Annotated in this window: 29 protein-coding genes; all 29 read right to left on the bottom strand. The window is 65.7% G+C overall.

What is annotated here, in order from left to right:
* Nucleotides 1-17: 17 nt before the first annotated feature.
* The gene (locus Q331_RS0112855; RefSeq protein WP_034492083.1) at nt 18-1,484 is read right to left on the bottom strand and encodes a DegQ family serine endoprotease; all 1,467 of its coding nucleotides are present in this window, start codon (nt 1,482-1,484) and stop codon (nt 18-20) included.
* Nucleotides 1,485-1,685: 201 nt separating this feature from the next.
* On the bottom strand, nt 1,686-2,114 hold the full coding sequence (rplQ, locus tag Q331_RS0112850) for a 50S ribosomal protein L17 (RefSeq protein WP_026381021.1): 429 nt from the start codon (nt 2,112-2,114) through the stop codon (nt 1,686-1,688).
* Nucleotides 2,115-2,166: 52 nt separating this feature from the next.
* Nucleotides 2,167-3,189 carry a DNA-directed RNA polymerase subunit alpha gene (locus Q331_RS0112845; RefSeq protein WP_026381020.1) on the bottom strand — a complete coding sequence of 341 codons (1,023 nt, stop codon included), beginning with the start codon at nt 3,187-3,189 and terminating at the stop codon, nt 2,167-2,169.
* 85 nt (nt 3,190-3,274) lie between these two features.
* Nucleotides 3,275-3,664 (bottom strand): 30S ribosomal protein S11, encoded by a 390-nt coding sequence (rpsK, locus tag Q331_RS0112840; RefSeq protein ID WP_026381019.1) that lies wholly within the window; start codon nt 3,662-3,664, stop codon nt 3,275-3,277.
* A gap of 15 nt (nt 3,665-3,679) precedes the next feature.
* Nucleotides 3,680-4,048: a 30S ribosomal protein S13 gene (rpsM, locus tag Q331_RS0112835; RefSeq protein WP_026381018.1), complete on the bottom strand. Its 369-nt coding sequence runs from the start codon at nt 4,046-4,048 to the stop codon at nt 3,680-3,682.
* Nucleotides 4,049-4,245: 197 nt separating this feature from the next.
* A complete protein-coding gene (locus Q331_RS0112830; protein WP_026381017.1) occupies nt 4,246-4,902 on the bottom strand; it encodes an adenylate kinase in 657 nt (218 codons plus the stop codon).
* The gene (gene secY, locus Q331_RS0112825; protein WP_026381016.1) at nt 4,899-6,236 is read right to left on the bottom strand and encodes a preprotein translocase subunit SecY; all 1,338 of its coding nucleotides are present in this window, start codon (nt 6,234-6,236) and stop codon (nt 4,899-4,901) included. The genes Q331_RS0112830 and secY overlap by 4 nt, the downstream gene beginning before the upstream one ends.
* A 22-nt stretch (nt 6,237-6,258) precedes the next feature.
* Complete coding sequence (rplO, locus tag Q331_RS0112820) at nt 6,259-6,750, bottom strand: 50S ribosomal protein L15 (protein ID WP_026381015.1); 492 nt, start codon at nt 6,748-6,750, stop codon at nt 6,259-6,261.
* Between the two features lie 30 nt (nt 6,751-6,780).
* Nucleotides 6,781-6,969, bottom strand: coding sequence for a 50S ribosomal protein L30 (gene rpmD / locus Q331_RS0112815; protein ID WP_026381014.1), 189 nt, complete (start codon nt 6,967-6,969; stop codon nt 6,781-6,783).
* Between the two features lie 3 nt (nt 6,970-6,972).
* Nucleotides 6,973-7,557 (bottom strand): 30S ribosomal protein S5, encoded by a 585-nt coding sequence (gene rpsE, locus Q331_RS0112810; RefSeq protein ID WP_026381013.1) that lies wholly within the window; start codon nt 7,555-7,557, stop codon nt 6,973-6,975.
* 55 nt (nt 7,558-7,612) lie between these two features.
* On the bottom strand, nt 7,613-7,987 hold the full coding sequence (gene rplR / locus Q331_RS0112805; protein ID WP_034492081.1) for a 50S ribosomal protein L18: 375 nt from the start codon (nt 7,985-7,987) through the stop codon (nt 7,613-7,615).
* 12 nt (nt 7,988-7,999) lie between these two features.
* Nucleotides 8,000-8,533 carry a 50S ribosomal protein L6 gene (gene rplF, locus Q331_RS0112800; RefSeq protein WP_026381011.1) on the bottom strand — a complete coding sequence of 178 codons (534 nt, stop codon included), beginning with the start codon at nt 8,531-8,533 and terminating at the stop codon, nt 8,000-8,002.
* A 29-nt stretch (nt 8,534-8,562) separates the two neighbouring features.
* Nucleotides 8,563-8,961, bottom strand: coding sequence for a 30S ribosomal protein S8 (rpsH, locus tag Q331_RS0112795; protein WP_026381010.1), 399 nt, complete (start codon nt 8,959-8,961; stop codon nt 8,563-8,565).
* A 10-nt stretch (nt 8,962-8,971) separates the two neighbouring features.
* Entirely contained in the window at nt 8,972-9,277 is a 306-nt protein-coding gene (gene rpsN, locus Q331_RS0112790) for a 30S ribosomal protein S14 (RefSeq protein WP_026381009.1), read from the bottom strand.
* 46 nt (nt 9,278-9,323) lie between these two features.
* Nucleotides 9,324-9,896: a 50S ribosomal protein L5 gene (rplE, locus tag Q331_RS0112785; protein ID WP_034492079.1), complete on the bottom strand. Its 573-nt coding sequence runs from the start codon at nt 9,894-9,896 to the stop codon at nt 9,324-9,326.
* Nucleotides 9,889-10,206 (bottom strand): 50S ribosomal protein L24, encoded by a 318-nt coding sequence (rplX, locus tag Q331_RS0112780; protein ID WP_026381007.1) that lies wholly within the window; start codon nt 10,204-10,206, stop codon nt 9,889-9,891. The genes rplE and rplX overlap by 8 nt, the downstream gene beginning before the upstream one ends.
* A 16-nt stretch (nt 10,207-10,222) precedes the next feature.
* Nucleotides 10,223-10,591: a 50S ribosomal protein L14 gene (rplN, locus tag Q331_RS0112775; RefSeq protein ID WP_026381006.1), complete on the bottom strand. Its 369-nt coding sequence runs from the start codon at nt 10,589-10,591 to the stop codon at nt 10,223-10,225.
* Between the two features lie 37 nt (nt 10,592-10,628).
* Nucleotides 10,629-10,901: a 30S ribosomal protein S17 gene (rpsQ, locus tag Q331_RS0112770; protein ID WP_026381005.1), complete on the bottom strand. Its 273-nt coding sequence runs from the start codon at nt 10,899-10,901 to the stop codon at nt 10,629-10,631.
* Nucleotides 10,902-10,911: 10 nt separating this feature from the next.
* Nucleotides 10,912-11,118 carry a 50S ribosomal protein L29 gene (gene rpmC / locus Q331_RS0112765; RefSeq protein ID WP_026381004.1) on the bottom strand — a complete coding sequence of 69 codons (207 nt, stop codon included), beginning with the start codon at nt 11,116-11,118 and terminating at the stop codon, nt 10,912-10,914.
* 11 nt (nt 11,119-11,129) lie between these two features.
* Nucleotides 11,130-11,543 carry a 50S ribosomal protein L16 gene (gene rplP, locus Q331_RS0112760; RefSeq protein WP_026381003.1) on the bottom strand — a complete coding sequence of 138 codons (414 nt, stop codon included), beginning with the start codon at nt 11,541-11,543 and terminating at the stop codon, nt 11,130-11,132.
* A 28-nt stretch (nt 11,544-11,571) separates the two neighbouring features.
* Entirely contained in the window at nt 11,572-12,270 is a 699-nt protein-coding gene (gene rpsC, locus Q331_RS0112755; RefSeq protein WP_026381002.1) for a 30S ribosomal protein S3, read from the bottom strand.
* Nucleotides 12,271-12,287: 17 nt separating this feature from the next.
* The gene (gene rplV / locus Q331_RS0112750) at nt 12,288-12,668 is read right to left on the bottom strand and encodes a 50S ribosomal protein L22 (protein WP_034492078.1); all 381 of its coding nucleotides are present in this window, start codon (nt 12,666-12,668) and stop codon (nt 12,288-12,290) included.
* 2 nt (nt 12,669-12,670) lie between these two features.
* Entirely contained in the window at nt 12,671-12,949 is a 279-nt protein-coding gene (gene rpsS, locus Q331_RS0112745) for a 30S ribosomal protein S19 (RefSeq protein ID WP_026381000.1), read from the bottom strand.
* A 34-nt stretch (nt 12,950-12,983) separates the two neighbouring features.
* Nucleotides 12,984-13,823: a 50S ribosomal protein L2 gene (gene rplB, locus Q331_RS0112740; RefSeq protein WP_026380999.1), complete on the bottom strand. Its 840-nt coding sequence runs from the start codon at nt 13,821-13,823 to the stop codon at nt 12,984-12,986.
* Nucleotides 13,824-13,826: 3 nt separating this feature from the next.
* Entirely contained in the window at nt 13,827-14,120 is a 294-nt protein-coding gene (locus tag Q331_RS0112735) for a 50S ribosomal protein L23 (protein WP_026380998.1), read from the bottom strand.
* Nucleotides 14,117-14,737 (bottom strand): 50S ribosomal protein L4, encoded by a 621-nt coding sequence (gene rplD / locus Q331_RS0112730; RefSeq protein ID WP_026380997.1) that lies wholly within the window; start codon nt 14,735-14,737, stop codon nt 14,117-14,119. The genes Q331_RS0112735 and rplD overlap by 4 nt, the downstream gene beginning before the upstream one ends.
* Nucleotides 14,737-15,513: a 50S ribosomal protein L3 gene (gene rplC, locus Q331_RS21485; protein WP_034492076.1), complete on the bottom strand. Its 777-nt coding sequence runs from the start codon at nt 15,511-15,513 to the stop codon at nt 14,737-14,739. Before rplC ends, rplD begins: the two co-directional genes overlap by 1 nt.
* A gap of 26 nt (nt 15,514-15,539) precedes the next feature.
* Nucleotides 15,540-15,848, bottom strand: coding sequence for a 30S ribosomal protein S10 (rpsJ, locus tag Q331_RS0112720; protein ID WP_026380996.1), 309 nt, complete (start codon nt 15,846-15,848; stop codon nt 15,540-15,542).
* Between the two features lie 51 nt (nt 15,849-15,899).
* Nucleotides 15,900-16,340: EF-Tu C-terminal domain-related protein (locus Q331_RS0112715; RefSeq protein ID WP_026380995.1), on the bottom strand; the 441-nt coding region annotated here is incomplete at its 5' end.

Genomic DNA, 16,340 nt, shown 5'->3' with positions numbered 1-16,340 from the left:
CTCACAACCCGGCACGGTCAGCCGCCGATGACCAGCTGCGAGACGCGCCCGCGCCGGTCGATCGTCAGACGCCACAGGCGCTGGCGCTCGGCCGTCAGCCGCGCCAGATCGCGGGCCGAGCCGATACGCCTTCCCTGCACCGCCACGACGACGTCGCCCGGCGCAAGGCCGAGCTGATCGGCCGGCGAGCCCGGCTTCACTTCCGTGACGGCCACCCCTTTCTTCTCGCTCGGCAGGCGCAGCCTGTCGGAAAGCCGGGGCGACAGATTGGCGACGGTGGCGCCGGAGAGCGGCGAATAGCCGTCGATCAGGCGCTCATCGGCGAGGACGCCTTCCGGCGCCGCCTGAAGGGCCAGGACGAGCGCCTCTTCGCGGCCCCTGCGCATGATCCGCAGCTCTTCCTTCTGGCCGACGCCGCGAATGGCGAGGCGGTATTCCAGCGCCCGCGGGCTGGAGATCTCCCGCCCGCCGGCGGCGAGAACGAGGTCGCCGGGCTTCAGCCCCGCCTTGGCGGCGGGCGAGCCCTTCTCCACGCTGACGACAAGCGCGCCTGTCGGGCGCGGCAGGTCGAGCGAGGCGGCGATATCCGGCGTCACCTTCTGGAAGGTCGCGCCGACCCAGGGCCGCACCACCTCCGTGCCGCCGGCCAGCGCCTGTGCCACCACCGATTGCACCATATTGGAGGGGATGGCGAAACCGATGCCGTTGGAGCCGCCCGAGCGCGAGAAGATGGCGGTGTTGATGCCGGCGAGCCGGCCTTCCACATCGACCAGCGCGCCGCCGGAATTGCCCGGATTGATGGCGGCGTCGGTCTGGATGAAGAACGACATGTCGTTGATGCCGACATCGGTGCGCGCCACCGCCGAGACGATGCCGCTCGTCACCGTCTGGCCGACGCCGAAGGGATTGCCGATGGCCAGCACCAGGTCGCCGACTTCGAGCGCGTCGGAATCGGCGAATTCGATGGTGGGGAAATCCTCCTCCCCGTCCTCGATCTTGAGAACGGCGAGATCGCTCTGTTCGTCCGCCAGGAGCCTCTTGGCTTCGAATTCGCGCCCGTCCGACAGCGCCACCTTCATCTCGTCGGCGCCGCGGATGACGTGGTAATTCGTCAGCACCAGGCCGGAAGCGTCCACGATGACGCCCGAGCCCAGCGAGGAATGCGCCCGCTCGCGCGGCAGACCGTAAGGCGAGCCGAAGCCGTCGCCGAAGAAATGCCGGAAGAACGGGTCGTCGGCGAAGGGCGAAGGCCGGCTGCGGACGATCTGCTTGGCGTAGACGTTGACGACGGCGGGCGCCGCCCTCTTCACCACCGGGGCGAAGGAAAGACCGATTTCCGCGCGGCTTTGCGGCACTTCCTGCGCCACGGCCGGATTGCTGCCGCGGCCGCTATCGCCGATGCCGAAAAGGGCGACCGGGCCGGCGACGGCGAGCGGCAGGATGAAAAGCGCCGCATAGCGAAGCTTGCTTCTAAGCTTTGGCAAGGAACTCCTCCGGTGCTTGTGGTCCGGAACCAGCGGCACGGCGCGGCGGGGTGCTGCCCGCCGCGGTACCGCAGCCGCCGCGGAAGATGGGCGGCGAGCGCGCCGGAGTCTAGGGCGCGGCACCTGGGCGCGACAACTAAAATTCGGGCAAGAAAAAGGGGCCGCGCGGGCCCCTCGTAACTCGCGACGGAAGCGGTGGCGTTACGCCGCCACTTCCTCCGCTTCCTCGGCCGCCTCTACGCGGGCGCGATCCTCCGCGCCGCGGGCGCTCTCGTCGCGGTCGACGAACTCAATGACGCCCACCGGGGCGCTGTCGCCATAGCGGAAGCCCGCCTTCAGGACGCGCGTATAGCCGCCGTTCCGCTCCTCGTAGCGAGGGCCGATGGTCTCAAACAGCTTCTTCACCATCGCCTCGTCGCGCAGCCGCGACATGGCGATGCGACGCGCATGCAGGTCGCCGCGCTTGCCGAGCGTGACGAGCTTCTCCACGAACGGACGCAGCTCCTTCGCCTTCGGCAGCGTGGTGATGATCTGCTCGTGGCGGATCAGCGCTGCCGCCATATTGGCGAACATCGCCTGGCGGTGGCTGGAGGTGCGGTTCAGCTTGCGGCCGGTTTTTCTGTGGCGCATGGCCCATATCTCCTCATGCGGACGGCGGCTCCCGCCGCGGTCGTCAAATCGCTCAGTACTGATCCTCGAAGCGCTTGGCCAGGTCGTCGATATTGTCGGGCGGCCAGTTCGCCACTTCCATACCCAGATGCAGCCCCATGGAAGCCAGCACCTCCTTGATCTCGTTCAGCGACTTGCGACCGAAATTGGGCGTGCGCAGCATCTCCGCCTCGGTCTTCTGAATGAGATCGCCGATATAGACGATGTTGTCGTTCTTCAGGCAGTTGGCCGAGCGCACCGAAAGCTCCAGCTCGTCCACCTTCTTCAACAGGGCCGGGTTGAAGGCGAGTTCCGGCGCGGCCTCCTGCACCTCTTCCTTCTTCGGCTCCTCGAAATTGACGAAGATGGAAAGCTGGTCCTGCAGGATGCGCGCTGCGTAGGCGACGGCGTCGTCCGGGGTGACGGAACCATCCGTCTCCAGCGACAGGGTCAGCTTGTCGTAGTCCAGCACCTGGCCCTCGCGGGTGTTCTCCACCCGGTAGGAAACCTTCTTCACCGGCGAATAGAGGCTGTCGACCGGAATGAGGCCGATCGGCGCGTCTTCCGGGCGGTTGCGGTCGGCCGGCACATAGCCCTTGCCGGTATCGACGGTGAGCTCCATGCGGATGTCGGCGCCCTCGTCGAGCGTGCAGATGACATGCTCGGGGTTCAGCACCTCGATATCGCCGACGGTCTGGATGTCGCCGGCGATGACGACGCCGGGGCCCGACTTGCGCAAGGTCATGCGCTTGGGGCCCTCGCTCTCCATCTTGATGGCGATTTCCTTGACGTTGAGGACGATGTCCGTGACGTCCTCGCGCACGCCGGCGATGGAGGAGAATTCGTGCAGCACGCCGTCGATCTGCAGGCTGGTCACCGCCGCGCCCTGCAGGGAGGAAAGCAGCACGCGCCGCAGCGCATTGCCCAGCGTCAGGCCGAAGCCCCGCTCCAGCGGCTCGGCCACGACGGTGGCGGTACGGCTCGAATCGGAGCCATGCTTGACCTCAAGCTTGTTCGGCTTGATCAGGTCCTGCCAGTTCTTCTGTATGACGTTCACGGGGGCGAACCTTTCGTTTCTCGGTGACGCGCGCCGGACAAGACGCGCCCGCGGCAGAACCGCAGGCCGGAATCCTTGACGCGGGTCAGACGCGGCGACGCTTCGGCGGGCGGCAGCCGTTATGCGGGATCGGCGTCACATCGCGGATCGAGGTGATGGTGAAGCCGGCCGCCTGCAGCGCACGCAGCGCCGATTCGCGGCCCGAGCCAGGCCCGGAGACCTCCACCTCGAGCGTGCGCATGCCGTGCTCCTGCGCCTTCTGGGCGGCCGTTTCGGCGGCAACCTGCGCCGCATAGGGCGTCGATTTGCGCGAGCCCTTGAAACCCATCGCACCGGCCGAAGACCAGGAGATGGCGTTCCCCTGAACGTCCGTGATGGTGATCATGGTGTTGTTGAACGTGGAGCTCACATGGGCGATGCCCGAAGTGATGTTCTTGCGTTCGCGCCGGCGGATGCGGGTGGTGTCCTTCGCCATGGTCCTTGAGGCCTCTTACTTCTTCTTGCCGGCGATTGCCTTGGCCGGCCCCTTGCGGGTGCGGGCGTTGGTATGGGTGCGCTGGCCGCGCACCGGCAGGCTGCGGCGATGCCTGAGGCCGCGATAGCAGCCGAGATCCATCAGGCGCTTGATGTTCATCGCCGTTTCGCGGCGAAGGTCGCCCTCCACCAGGTAGTCCCGGTCGATGGCCTCGCGGATCTGCAAGATTTCCGCGTCGGAAAGCTCGTTCACCCGCCGCGCCTTGTCGATATTGGCCTTCTCCACGATCTCCCCCGCCAGGGCGGGGCCGATGCCATGAATCGCCTGCAGGGCGACGACGACGCGCTTATTCGTCGGAATGTTGACGCCAGCAATACGTGCCACGCCTTTGCTCCTTCTTGTCTGGCGCCGACCGCATCTTGCGGGGCGCCCCGTCTGCATCTGTCCGGGACGAAACGCCAAAAAACGACGCCCCAAGCTCATCCAAGCTTCGGCGCCGTCATCCGCACTTCAGGATTGCGCCGGAGATAGTCTTTCGGCGGCTGCCCGTCAACCGCCATCATCCTTGTCGGGCAGGAAACTCAGCCCTTCAGCTCCCCCATCGCCTCTTCGATCGCCGCCGCGACGTCTTCCCGCGACGCCATCCCGTCCACTGTCCTCAGCCGGCCCTTGGCGTAGTAGTAGCCGACCAGCGGCGCCGTATCCTTGTAGAAGGCCGTCAGACGCGTGCGCATCGTCTCCGCATTGTCGTCGTCGCGGCGCTTGAATTCGGTGGAGCCGCAGACGTCGCAAACGCCCTCTTGCTTCGGCCGCTTCTTCGTCTGGTGGTAGATCTCGCCACACCGGGCGCAGGTATAGCGGCCCGCCACCCGATCCACGAGCGCCTCGTCGTCGACCGCCAGCAGAATCACCCCGTCGAGCGGCAGGCCCTTCTGCGCCAGCAAGCCTTCCAGCGCATCCGCCTGCTTCAAGGTGCGCGGAAATCCGTCGAGCACGAAGCCCGCGCGCACATCCGCCTCGTCCAGTCGCTCGGAGATGATGTCGATCACCACCTCGTCCGGCACCAGCGAGCCGGCATCCATCAGCGTCTTCGCCTCGTTGCCCACCTTGGTGCCGGCCGCGGCGGCATGGCGCAGCATGTCGCCGGTGGAGAGCTGAACGAGGCCGTGCTTCTCCACCAGCCTCTGGGCCTGGGTGCCCTTGCCGGCGCCCGGAGGCCCGAGAAGGATCAACCTCATTTGCGCCGGCTCCCGCGCAGCTTGGTCTTCTTGACGAGGCCCTCATACTGGTGCGCCAGAAGGTGTCCTTGCACCTGCGAGACCGTGTCCATGGTGACGCTGACGACGATGAGCAGCGAGGTGCCGCCGAAATAGAAGGGAACGGCGAGTTCGGCGATGAGGAATTCCGGCAACAGGCAGACGATGACCAGATAGGCGGCGCCGGCGACGGTGATGCGGGTCAGGACGTAGTCGATATATTCCGCCGTGCGTTGTCCCGGCCGGATGCCGGGGATGAAGCCGCCATGCTTCTTCAGCTGGTCGGCGGTGTCCTGCGGATTGAACACGATCGCGGTGTAGAAGAAGGCGAAGAAGACGATCAGCCCCGCATAAATCAGCATATAGAGCGGCTGGCCGCGGCCGAGAAGCGCGGTGACCTGCGTCAGCCATTCCGGCCCCTGCCCGGCGGAGAAATTCGCCACCGTGATCGGCAAAAGCAGCAGCGAGGAGGCGAAGATCGGCGGGATGACGCCGGACGTGTTGAGCTTCAAGGGCAGATGCGAGGTATCGCCCTGGAACATCCGGTTGCCCATCTGCCGCTTGGGATACTGGATGATGAGGCGACGCTGCGCCCGCTCCACGAAGACGATGAAGGCGATGACGACGACGGCGAGGAGGATGACGCCGAGAATGATCGGCGTCGACAGCGCTCCCTGGCGGCCGAGTTCAAGCGTGCCGGCGATTGCCGAGGGCAGTTCCGCCACGATGCCGGCGAAGATGATGAGCGATATGCCGTTGCCGATGCCGCGCGCGGTGATCTGCTCGCCGAGCCACATCAGGAACACCGTGCCGCCCGTCAGCGTGATGACGGCGGTGAAGCGGAAGAACCAGCCCGGATCGGCGACGATGCCGGAGGACGAGCCCTCCAGCCCAACGGCGATGCCATAGGATTGGAAGGCTGCCAGGATCACCGTCAGATAGCGGGTATACTGGTTGATGACCTTGCGGCCCTGCTCGCCTTCCTTCTTCAGCTGCTCCAGCCGCGGCACGACGGACGTCATCAGCTGAATGATGATCGCCGCCGAGATATACGGCATGATCCCGAGAGCGAAGATCGCCATGCGCCCGACGGCACCACCGGCGAACATGTTGAAGACGCCGAGAATGCCCTGCGCCTGCTGCTCGAAGGCCTGCTGCAGCGCCTCGATATTGATGCCCGGCAACGGCACATAGGTGCCGAGCCGGTAGACCAGGAGCGCGCCCAGCGTAAACCAGATCCGTTTCTTCAGCTCCGTCGCTTTGGCGAAGGCACCGAAATTGAGATTGGCGGCGAGCTGTTCGGCGGCGGAGGCCATTCGCGAACTCCGAAATGCTGGGTTAGGCTTTGTCTTCGGCTTCGGACGCTGCGGCGGGCGCCGCGATCTTGATGGAGCCGCCGGCTTTCTCAACGGACGCGATCGCCGCGGCCGAAGCGCCGGCGACATCGAGGTTGAGCTTGGCGGTGATTTCGCCGCCCGCGAGGATACGCACACCATCGCGCACGCGGCGGATCACCCCGGCTTCCTTCAGCGCGGCCGCGTCGATCGTCTTGCCGGCGTCAAGCTTGCCGGCATCGACGGCAGCCTGCAGGCGCCCGACATTCACCGCCACGAAGTGCTTGCGGAAGATGTTGTTGAAGCCGCGCTTGGGAAGGCGCCGGTTGAGCGGCATCTGCCCGCCCTCGAAGCCCTTCATGGCCACGCCGGAGCGCGAGGTCTGGCCCTTCACACCACGTCCGCCGGTCTTGCCGAGGCCCGAACCGATGCCGCGGCCGACGCGCTTGCGCGCCTTCAAGGCGCCCGGCTTGTCGGAAAGTTCGTTGAGTCTCATGGGTTAAGCCCCGAAATCGGAATCGTTGTCTCAGCTTTCGTCGACGATGCGCACCAGGTGCTGCACCTTGGCGATCATACCGCGCGTCTGCGGCGTATCCGGCAGCGTGGAGCGCCGGCGCAGCTTGTTGAGGCCGAGCCCGACAAGCGTCTGGCGCTGCACGGCGGGCCGACGCAGCGGGCTGCCCGTCTGCTCCACGGTGATGGTCTTGTCCGCCATCGCTTAGGCTCCTTGCGTTTCGGGCCCGACTTCCGCCTGGCGGCGGGCCTGCAGCGTGGAGATCTTGATGCCGCGCCGCGCCGCGACGGCGCGCGGGCTGTCCTGCTTCTTCAGCGCGTCGAAGGTGGCACGCACCATGTTGTAGGGATTGGAGGTGCCGAGCGATTTGGCTACCACGTCGTGCACGCCGAGCGTCTCGAAGACGGCGCGCATCGGGCCGCCGGCGATGATGCCGGTTCCCGGAGGCGCGGCGCGCATCAGCACGCGGCCGGCGCCATGCCGACCGGCGATGTCGTGATGCAGCGTGCGGCCCTCGCGCAGCGGCACGCGGATCATGGAGCGCTTGGCCGCCTCCGTCGCCTTGCGGATGGCTTCCGGCACCTCGCGCGCCTTGCCGTGGCCGAAGCCGACGCGGCCGCGCTGGTCGCCGACGACCACGAGCGCCGCGAAGCCGAAGCGCCGGCCGCCCTTCACCACCTTGGCGACGCGGTTGATATGCACGAGCTTGTCGACGAATTCGCTGTCGACCTTCTCCTCGCGCTCCCGGCGTCCGCCGCCGCGATTGGATCGTTCTCTTTGCTGCGCCATGAAATCTGTCCGTCTGTCTCAGCATCGCCGGCCGGGCCGGCGGCTCGCTGTTCCCTTAAAATTCCAGGCCGGCCTCGCGCGCGGCATCGGCCAGCGCCCTGATCCGACCATGATAGATATAGCTGCCGCGGTCGAACTGCACCTTTTCGATGCCCGCCGCCTTGGCCCGCTCCGCCACCAGCCGGCCGACTTCCGAGGCGGCGTCCCGGTTGGCGCCGGTCTTCAACTTTTCGCGCAGCTCCTTCTCCAGCGTGGAGGCGGCCGCCACCGTATGCCCACGCTGATCGTCGATGATCTGGGCATAAATGTGCTGTGAGGAGCGGAAGACCGACAGCCGCGGCCGCCCGAAGGCGACCCGCTTCAGTGCCGCCCGCACCCGGCCTTTGCGCCGTTCGCCGCGCATGCGCTGGCGCGTGTTTGAGATACCCATCGTCCCGCTCCGTTACTTCTTCTTGCCTTCCTTGCGGAAGATGCGCTCCTCGGCATATTTCACGCCCTTGCCCTTATAGGGCTCCGGCGGTCTCCAGCGGCGGATTTCGGCCGCCACTTGCCCGACCTTCTGCTTGTCGATGCCGGAGATGACGATCTCCGTCGGCTTCGGTGTGGCGATCTCGATACCCTCCGGCACCGGATAGCTGACGTCGTGGCTATAGCCGAGCTGCAGGCTGAGGGCCTTGCCCTGCGCCTGGGCGCGGTAGCCGACGCCGTTGATCTCCAGCCGCCGCTCGAAGCCCTGGCTGACGCCGGTGACGATGTTCTGCACCAGCGTGCGTGACATGCCCCAGGCGGACCGGGCCTTCTTGGAATCGTCGATCGGATCGACCTTGATGCCGTCCTCGCCCATGGCGACGCTCACCTCGTCGACCAGCATGACGGAAAGCTCGCCCTTGGGGCCCTTCGCCTTCACCGTCTTGCCGTCGATGGAAGCCTCGACCCCAGCGGGAACCGCCACCGGCTTCTTGCCAATTCGCGACATGATCTTGGTCTCGCTTCTTCGGTGCGGCGTCAAAAGACGCGGCACAGCACCTCGCCGCCCACATTGTTCTCGCGCGCATCGTAATCGGCCATGACGCCTTTCGGCGTCGACAGGATCGACACGCCAAGCCCCTTGTGGACGGTGGGGATGGATTTCACCGAGGTATAGACCCGCCGCCCGGGCGTGGAAACGCGCTGGATCTCGCGGATCACCGGCACGCCCTCGGCATATTTGAGCTCGATCTCCAGCTCCGACAGGCCGTTGGCATGCTCGACTTCCGAATAGCCGCGGATGTAGCCCTCAGACTGCAGAACGTCTAGGACGCGCGCCCGCAGCTTGGAGGCCGGCGTCGACACCGAGCTCCGCCCGCGGCTCTGCGCGTTGCGGATGCGGGTCAGCATATCGCCGAGAGGATCGTTCACAGACATTGCCTTGCCCCTACCAGCTCGACTTCACGAGGCCGGGGATCTTCCCCTCATTGCCCAGTTCGCGCAGTGCCACGCGGCTCATCTTCAGCTTTCGATAGAAAGCGCGCGGACGACCGGTCACCTCGCAACGGTTGCGGATGCGCGTCGGCGAGGAGTTGCGCGGCAGCTTGGCGAGCTTCAGCCGGGCCGCGAAACGCTCCTGGTCCGTCAGCGATTCATCGCTCGCCAGTTCCTTCAGCGCCTCGCGCTTGGCCGCGTAGAGCTTCACCAGCCTCATCCGCCGCTTGTTCTTCTCGATCGCGCTTTTCTTCGCCATCTATCTTGCCTCTCTCGTCCCTCGCCGCGTCTAGCGGGCGCGCCCGCTACTGCCGGAAGGGGAAGTTGAATGCCTTAAGGAGCGCCCGCCCCTCTTCGTCCGTGTTGGCGGTGGTGCAGACGATGATGTCCATGCCCCAGATCTGTTCCACCTTGTCGTATTCCACTTCCGGGAAGACGATGTGCTCTTTGATCCCGAGCGCGTAATTGCCTTGCCCGTCGAAGCTCTTCGGGTTGAGGCCGCGGAAGTCGCGCACCCGCGGCAGCGCCACGTTGATGAGCCGGTCGATGAACTCGAACATGCGCTCGCGTCGCAACGTCACCTTGGTGCCGACGGCCATGCCCTCGCGCAACTTGAAGGTGGCGATCGACTTGCGCGCCCGGGTGATCACCGGCTTCTGACCGGCGATCAGCGCCAGATCCTCGGCGGCCGACTGCACCTTCTTGGAATCGCCGACGGCTTCCCCGATACCCATATTGAGCACGACCTTGTCCAGCCGCGGCACCACCATGGCGTTCTGGTAGCCGAACTCCTCGCGAAGCTGCGGCACCACCACGTCGCGGTAGACAGCCTTCAGCCGCGGCTCGTAGCTGTCGATGTCGAATGCGGCCTCAGCCATCGATGGTTTCTCCCGAACGCTTGGCGACGCGGACCTTGCGACCGTCCTCCAGGAAGCGGAAGCCGATGCGTGTCGCCTTGCCGCTCTCCCGATCCTCGATCGCAAGATTGGACAGGTGGATCGGCGCTTCCTTGCGCACGATTCCGCCTTCCTCGCTCGCCGTCTGGCGCTGATGCCGGGTGACCATATTCACCCCGCGCACCAGGGCCCGGTTATCCTTCGGCATGACACGGATCACCTCGCCCGTCCGGCCCTTATCCTTGCCGGCGAGCACCACGACCCGGTCGCCCTTCTTGATCTTCGCGGCCATCGTCACAAAACCCTTTTCACAGCACTTCCGGCGCCAGCGAGATGATCTTCATATGGTTCTTGGCGCGCAATTCGCGCGGAACCGGGCCGAAGATACGCGTGCCGACAGGCTCTTTCTGGTTGTTCACCAGAACCGCCGCATTCTTGTCGAAGCGGATGACGCTGCCGTCCGGGCGGCGGATGTCCTTGGCCGTGCGCACCACGACCGCCTTCATCACGTCGCCCTTTTTCACGCGCCCGCGCGGAATGGCCTCCTTCACGGAGACCACGATGATGTCGCCGACATGGGCGTATTTGCGCTTCGAGCCGCCGAGCACCTTGATGCACTGCACGCGCCGCGCGCCGGAATTGTCCGCCACATCAAGGTTGGTCTGCATCTGGATCATCGCCCGACGTCCTTCTTGTTCTTCGCCTTTCGGAGCCTCAGCTCCGCGCCTCGTCCGTTGCGCCGGCCTCGTCCGGCAATTCCGTACCGAGCGCCAGCCACTTCTTGTTCTTGGAGATCGGCCGCGTCTCCTGGATGAAGATCACGTCGCCGATCTTGAACTTGTTCTCCGGATCGTGCGCCCGATACTTCTTCGTCCGGCGCACCGTCTTCTTCAGGAGCGGATGGGTGAAGCGGCGCTCGACATCGACGGTGACCGTCTTGTCGGAAGTGTCGTTCACCACCGTGCCCTGCAACACGCGTTTCGGCATTCCTCGCTCCTTAAGCCTTCGCCGAAGCGGCGCTCTTGTGCTGCGCCGCGATCGTCTTGATACGCGCAATCGTGCGCCGGACCTCGCGGATGCGCGCGGTCTTCTCCAGCTGGCCCGTGGCCTGCTGGAAGCGCAGATTGAGCTGCTCTTTCTTCAGCCGGGCGAGCTCGTCGGAGAGCTCGTCAGGCGTCTTGGTCTTCAATTCGCTCGCCTTCATGGCCTCGTCCCTTACTCGCCGATCCGGGTGACGACGCGCGTCTTCACCGGCAGCTTGGCGGCGCCGAGCCGAAGCGCCTCGCGCGCCGTCGCCTCGCCCACGCCGTCGATCTCGAACATGATGCGCCCGGGATGCACGCGCGCCGCCCAGTATTCCGGCGACCCCTTGCCCTTACCCATGCGCACCTCCGTCGGCTTGGAGGAGACCGGCAGGTCCGGGAAGATGCGGATCCACACGCGCCCGGCGCGCTTCATATGGCGCGTGATGGCGCGCCGCGCCGCCTCGATCTGGCGCGCGGTGATGCGCTCCGGCTCCATCGCCTTCAGCCCGAAGGAGCCGAAATTGAGGTCCGTCCCGCCCTTGGCGTTGCCGTGAATGCGGCCCTTATGCGCCTTGCGGAACTTGGTGCGCTTGGGTTGCAGCATGTTTCTCTCTCGATTCCTTCAAAGCCCGTCAGGCCGACGCGCCGCGGCGGGAGGCTTCCGGCCCCTCCAGGAGCCGCTTTTCTGAGGCGAACGGGTCGTGCTCCAGGATCTCGCCCTTGAACACCCAGACCTTGATGCCGATCGTGCCGTAGGCGGTATGCGCCGTGGCCGTGCCGTAATCGATGTCGGCCCTGAGCGTGTGCAGCGGCACCCGCCCTTCGCGATACCATTCCGCGCGGGCGATTTCCGCCCCGCCGAGCCGGCCGCCGCAGGCGATCCGAATGCCCTGCGCGCCAAGGCGCATCGCCGACTGCACCGAGCGCTTCATGGCGCGGCGGAAGGCGACGCGGCGCTCCAGCTGCTGGGCGATCGACTGGGCGATCAAGGTGGCGTCGATCTCCGGCTTGCGCACCTCCACGATATTGATGTGCACTTCCGAATTGGTGAGGCGCGCCACCTTGCGGCGCAGCTTCTCGATATCGGCGCCCTTCTTGCCGATGACGATGCCCGGCCGCGCGGTGTGGATGGTCACCCGGCACTTCTTGTGCGGGCGCTCGATGACGATGCGCGACACCGCCGCCTGCTTCAGATCGGCCATCAGCGCGGAGCGGATCTTGAGATCCTCGTGCAACAAGGGCCCGTATTCGGCGTCACTGGCGAACCAGCGCGAATCCCAGGTCTTGTTGATGCCGAGCCTCAGCCCGATCGGATTGACTTTCTGTCCCATACCTTGCTCCCGGCGCCTTAGGCCGCTTCCTCGACTTCGCGCACGACGATGGTGAGATTGGAAAACGGCTTGGCGACGCGCCCCACGCGGCCTCGCGCCCGCGGCCTGAAACGCCGCATCACCAGCGCCTTGCCAACATAGGCTTCCGCCACGACCAGGCTGTCGACATCCAGATCGTGATTGTTCTCCGCATTGGCAATGGCGCTTTCCAGGGTCTTCTTGACCTGAACAGCGATGCGCTTGCGCGAAAAGGTGAGGTCGGCGAGCGCCGAGGAAACCTTCTTGCCGCGGATGAGCCCGGCGACAAGATTGAGCTTCTGCGGCGACACGCGCATCATACGCGCCACGGCCTGTGCCTCGTTGTCGGCGAGCGCCCGCTCACGCTTGGGCTTGCCCATCGTTACTTCCTCCGCGCCTTCTTGTCCGCCGCATGCCCGTAATAGGTGCGGGTCGGAGCGAATTCGCCGAATTTGTGCCCGATCATGTCTTCCGTCACGAGCACCGGAATGTGCTTGTGACCGTTATGGACGCCGAACGTGAGCCCGACGAACTGGGGCAGGATCGTGGAGCGACGGCTCCAGATCTTGATCACTTCCTTGCGGCCGGTCTCCCGCGCCTTCTCCGCCTTCTTAAGAAGAAAGCCGTCGAAGAACGGGCCTTTCCAAACTGAACGTGCCACTTCGCCTAAACTCCTGATCCTCGCTGCCTGCCCGTCACTTCTTCTTGCGCGCGTGGCGGGAGCGAACGATGTATTTCTGCGACGCCTTGTTGGAGCGCGTGCGCTTGCCCTTGGTCGGCTTGCCCCACGGGGTCACCGGATGCCGACCGCCCGAGGTGCGGCCCTCGCCGCCGCCATGCGGATGGTCGATCGGGTTCATCGCCACGCCCCTGACGCTCGGCCGCCGGCCAAGCCAGCGCGAACGCCCCGCCTTGCTGAGGCTGATATTGGCGTGGTCGGGATTGGAAACCGCACCGACCGTCGCCATGCAGGTGCCGTGCACCAGCCGCTGCTCGCCGGAGCCGAGACGGATCACCGTATAGCCCTGGTCGCGGCCGACGATCTGCGCATAGGCGCCTGCCGAGCGCGCCATCTGGCCGCCGCGACCCGGCTTCAGCTCCACATTGTGCACGATCGTGCCGACCGGCATCGCCCTCAAAGGCATGGCGTTGCCCGGCTTCACATCGACATTGGCGAGCCCGGCGACGATCGTGTCGCCCTCGCCCAGGCGCTGCGGCGCCAGGATATAGGCGAGCTCGCCGTCCTCGTAGCGAATGAGCGCAATAAAGGCCGACCTATTCGGATCGTATTCTAGCCGCTCCACCGTGCCCGGCACATCGAATTTGCGCCGCTTGAAATCGACGATGCGGTAGGTGCGCTTATGCCCGCCGCCGCGACGGCGTGCCGTCGCCCGGCCGAAATTGTTGCGCCCGCCCGATTTCGTCAGCCCCTCCGTCAGGCTCTTGACGGGCTTTCCGTCCCAGAGCCCGGAGCGGTCGACGATGATCAGCTGGCGCTGACCCGGCGTGCGCGGATTGAAATTTTTCAAAGCCATGGCTTAAAGACCCGTCGTCACGTCGATGGAGTGACCTTCCTTGAGGGTCACGATCGCTTTCTTGAAATCCTTCTGCCGGCCCTTGATGCCGCGGAAGCGCTTAGACTTGCCCTTGCGCAGAAGCGTGTTGACGCTCGCCACCTCGACCTTGAACAGAGCTTCCACGGCCTGACGGATCTCCGGCTTGCTGGCGCCCACCGCCACCTTGAACACCACCTGGTTGTTCTCAGAGGCCAGCGTCGACTTCTCGGTGATCACCGGCGACAGGATCGTGTCGTAATGCTTGAGGCTGGTCATTTGAACCGCTCCTCCAGCGCTTCGAGCGCGGCCTTCGTCAGGACCAGCTTGTCGCGGCGCAGAATGTCGTAGACGTTGATCCCCTGCACCGGCAGCACGTCGACGCCCTTAAGGTTACGTGCCGCGCGGGCAAAACCCTCGTCCAGCGCCGCGCCGTCGACGATCAGCGCATTGGTGAGGCCGAGCTCGGCGAACTGTGCCGCCAGAGCCTTGGTCTTGGCGTCCGTGGGCTTCGCCTCGTCCAGAACGATGATGTTGTCGCCCTTGGCGCGCGACGACAAAGCGTGCTTCAGCGCCAGGGCGCGCACCTTCTTCGGCAGGTCGATGGCATGGCTGCGCACGACCGGCCCGAAGGCCTTGCCGCCGCCACGGAAGATGCCGGGCTTCTTGGAGCCGTGCCGGGCGCGGCCGGTGCCCTTCTGACGGTACATCTTGGCCGTCGTGCCGGACACTTCGCTACGCTGCTTGGCCTTGTGCGTGCCGGCCTGCCGCTTCAGAAGCTGATAGCGGACCATGCGCTGCAGGATGTCGGCGCGCGGTTCAAGTCCGAAGACCTCGTCCGATACCGATACCTTGCCAGCCGCCTTGCCGGCGAGGGTGGTGACCTTCAGTTCCATTATTCCTCGCCCCCTTCGCTCTTGGGCGTCTCGGGCGTTGCTTCGGCCTCGGCGGCAGCCGCTTCGGCCTGGTTTTCTGCGGCCTTGGCCGCGCCGTCATCCGCCGCGCGCAAGGCGCCCGGAAGCGGCAGGCCGTCCGGCGCCGCCTTCTTGGTGGCGTCGCGCACCAGGAGGAAGCCACCCTTGGCGCCCGGAACGGCGCCGCGGATGAGGATGAGACCTTTCTCCGCATCGGTGCGAACGACCTGCAGGTTCTGCGTCGTCACCCGGCGGTCGCCCATATGGCCGGCCATCTTCTTGCCTTTGAAGACCTTGCCGGGATCCTGGCTGTTGCCGGTCGAACCATGTGCGCGGTGCGAGATCGACACGCCGTGGCTGGCCCTGAGGCCGCCGAAGCCGTGCCGCTTCATCGCGCCGGCGAAGCCCTTGCCGATCGAGGTGCCGATCACGTCGACATACTGGCCGGCAAGGAAGTGCTCGGCCGTGATCTCGGCGCCGACCTCGATCAGGTTCTCCGGGCTGACGCGGAACTCGGCAAGCTTGCGCTTGGGCTCCACCTGCGCCTTGGCGAAATGCCCGCGCATGGCCTTGGGCGTGTTCTTGGGCTTGGCGAGGCCGACACCGAGCTGGACCGCGGTGTAGCCGTCCTTCTCGGCCGTGCGCTGCGCGACGACCTGGCAATTGTCGAGCCTGAGCACGGTGACCGGCACCTGTTCGCCGGCCTCCGTATAGACCCGGGTCATGCCGAGCTTTTGTGCGATGACGCCAGAACGCATCTGGGTGTCCCCTTCGTCCCGTATCCCTAGAGCTTGATCTCGACATCGACGCCGGCGGCGAGGTCGAGCTTCATCAGAGCGTCGACCGTCTGCGGCGTCGGATCGAGGATGTCGAGCAAGCGTTTGTGGGTGCGGATCTCGAACTGCTCGCGGCTTTTCTTGTCGATATGCGGCGAGCGGTTCACCGTGAACTTCTCAATCCGGGTCGGCAGCGGAATCGGCCCGCGCACCTGCGCGCCCGTCCGTTTGGCCGTCGAGACGATCTCGGCGGTGGAGCTATCGAGCACGCGGTGATCGAAAGCCTTGAGCCGGATCCGGATGTTCTGCCCGTTCATTGTCTTGCCTCGTGAGAAGCGGACGCGGCCAAATCCGCGTCCGGTTCTGCCTTACTCGATGATGGAAGAGACGATGCCTGCGCCGACGGTGCGTCCGCCCTCGCGGATGGCAAAGCGCAGCTTCTCCTCCATGGCGATCGGCACGATCAGTTCCACCGTCATTTCCACGTTGTCGCCCGGCATCACCATCTCCGTGCCTTCCGGAAGATGCACCACGCCGGTCACGTCCGTCGTGCGGAAGTAGAACTGCGGACGGTAGTTGGTGAAGAACGGCGTGTGCCGTCCGCCCTCCTCCTTCGTCAGGATGTAGGCTTCCGCCTTGAACTTGGTGTGCGGCGTCACCGAGCCCGGCTTGCACAGAACCTGCCCGCGCTCCACGCCCTCGCGGTCCACGCCGCGAAGAAGCGCCCCGATATTGTCGCCCGCCTGCCCCGAATCCAGCAGCTTGCGGAACATCTCAACGCCCGTCACCGTCGTCTTCTTGGTGTCGCG

The organism is Afifella pfennigii DSM 17143 (genome assembly GCF_000688515.1).
In the GTDB taxonomy this organism is placed as follows: Bacteria; Pseudomonadota; Alphaproteobacteria; order Rhizobiales; family Afifellaceae; genus Afifella; species Afifella pfennigii.
This window is presented reverse-complemented; position numbering and strand designations above follow the sequence as displayed.

What these genes read in the sequence shown, in the direction of transcription:
- Q331_RS0112830 (WP_026381017.1), bottom strand. Translation starts at nt 4,902, where the DNA reads ATGAGGTTGATCCTTCTCGGGCCTCCGGGCGCCGGCAAGGGCACCCAG.
- rpsQ (WP_026381005.1), bottom strand. Translation starts at nt 10,901, where the DNA reads ATGCCGAAACGCGTGTTGCAGGGCACGGTGGTGAACGACACTTCCGAC.
- rpmD (WP_026381014.1), bottom strand. Translation starts at nt 6,969, where the DNA reads ATGGCGGACAAGACCATCACCGTGGAGCAGACGGGCAGCCCGCTGCGT.
- rplC (WP_034492076.1), bottom strand. Translation starts at nt 15,513, where the DNA reads ATGCGTTCTGGCGTCATCGCACAAAAGCTCGGCATGACCCGGGTCTAT.
- rplX (WP_026381007.1), bottom strand. Translation starts at nt 10,206, where the DNA reads ATGGCCGCGAAGATCAAGAAGGGCGACCGGGTCGTGGTGCTCGCCGGC.
- rplN (WP_026381006.1), bottom strand. Translation starts at nt 10,591, where the DNA reads ATGATCCAGATGCAGACCAACCTTGATGTGGCGGACAATTCCGGCGCG.
- rplB (WP_026380999.1), bottom strand. Translation starts at nt 13,823, where the DNA reads ATGGCTTTGAAAAATTTCAATCCGCGCACGCCGGGTCAGCGCCAGCTG.
- rplO (WP_026381015.1), bottom strand. Translation starts at nt 6,750, where the DNA reads ATGAGACTCAACGAACTTTCCGACAAGCCGGGCGCCTTGAAGGCGCGC.
- secY (WP_026381016.1), bottom strand. Translation starts at nt 6,236, where the DNA reads ATGGCCTCCGCCGCCGAACAGCTCGCCGCCAATCTCAATTTCGGTGCC.
- rplD (WP_026380997.1), bottom strand. Translation starts at nt 14,737, where the DNA reads ATGGAACTGAAGGTCACCACCCTCGCCGGCAAGGCGGCTGGCAAGGTA.
- rpsE (WP_026381013.1), bottom strand. Translation starts at nt 7,557, where the DNA reads ATGGCGCAGCAAAGAGAACGATCCAATCGCGGCGGCGGACGCCGGGAG.
- rplF (WP_026381011.1), bottom strand. Translation starts at nt 8,533, where the DNA reads ATGTCGCGAATTGGCAAGAAGCCGGTGGCGGTTCCCGCTGGGGTCGAG.
- rpmC (WP_026381004.1), bottom strand. Translation starts at nt 11,118, where the DNA reads ATGAAGGCGAGCGAATTGAAGACCAAGACGCCTGACGAGCTCTCCGAC.
- rpsN (WP_026381009.1), bottom strand. Translation starts at nt 9,277, where the DNA reads ATGGCGAAGAAAAGCGCGATCGAGAAGAACAAGCGGCGGATGAGGCTG.
- rplP (WP_026381003.1), bottom strand. Translation starts at nt 11,543, where the DNA reads ATGCTGCAACCCAAGCGCACCAAGTTCCGCAAGGCGCATAAGGGCCGC.
- rpsJ (WP_026380996.1), bottom strand. Translation starts at nt 15,848, where the DNA reads ATGAACGGGCAGAACATCCGGATCCGGCTCAAGGCTTTCGATCACCGC.
- rpsK (WP_026381019.1), bottom strand. Translation starts at nt 3,664, where the DNA reads ATGGCGAAGGACACCACCCGCATCCGCCGGCGCGAACGCAAGAACATC.
- rplE (WP_034492079.1), bottom strand. Translation starts at nt 9,896, where the DNA reads ATGGCTGAGGCCGCATTCGACATCGACAGCTACGAGCCGCGGCTGAAG.
- rpsC (WP_026381002.1), bottom strand. Translation starts at nt 12,270, where the DNA reads ATGGGACAGAAAGTCAATCCGATCGGGCTGAGGCTCGGCATCAACAAG.
- Q331_RS0112735 (WP_026380998.1), bottom strand. Translation starts at nt 14,120, where the DNA reads ATGACCAGCCTCAAGCATTACGACACGATCCTGTCGCCGGTGATCACC.
- rplQ (WP_026381021.1), bottom strand. Translation starts at nt 2,114, where the DNA reads ATGCGCCACAGAAAAACCGGCCGCAAGCTGAACCGCACCTCCAGCCAC.
- rplV (WP_034492078.1), bottom strand. Translation starts at nt 12,668, where the DNA reads ATGGGCAAGCCCAAGCGTGAGCGGGCGCTCGCCGACAACGAGGCACAG.
- rplR (WP_034492081.1), bottom strand. Translation starts at nt 7,987, where the DNA reads ATGGGTATCTCAAACACGCGCCAGCGCATGCGCGGCGAACGGCGCAAA.
- rpsH (WP_026381010.1), bottom strand. Translation starts at nt 8,961, where the DNA reads ATGTCTGTGAACGATCCTCTCGGCGATATGCTGACCCGCATCCGCAAC.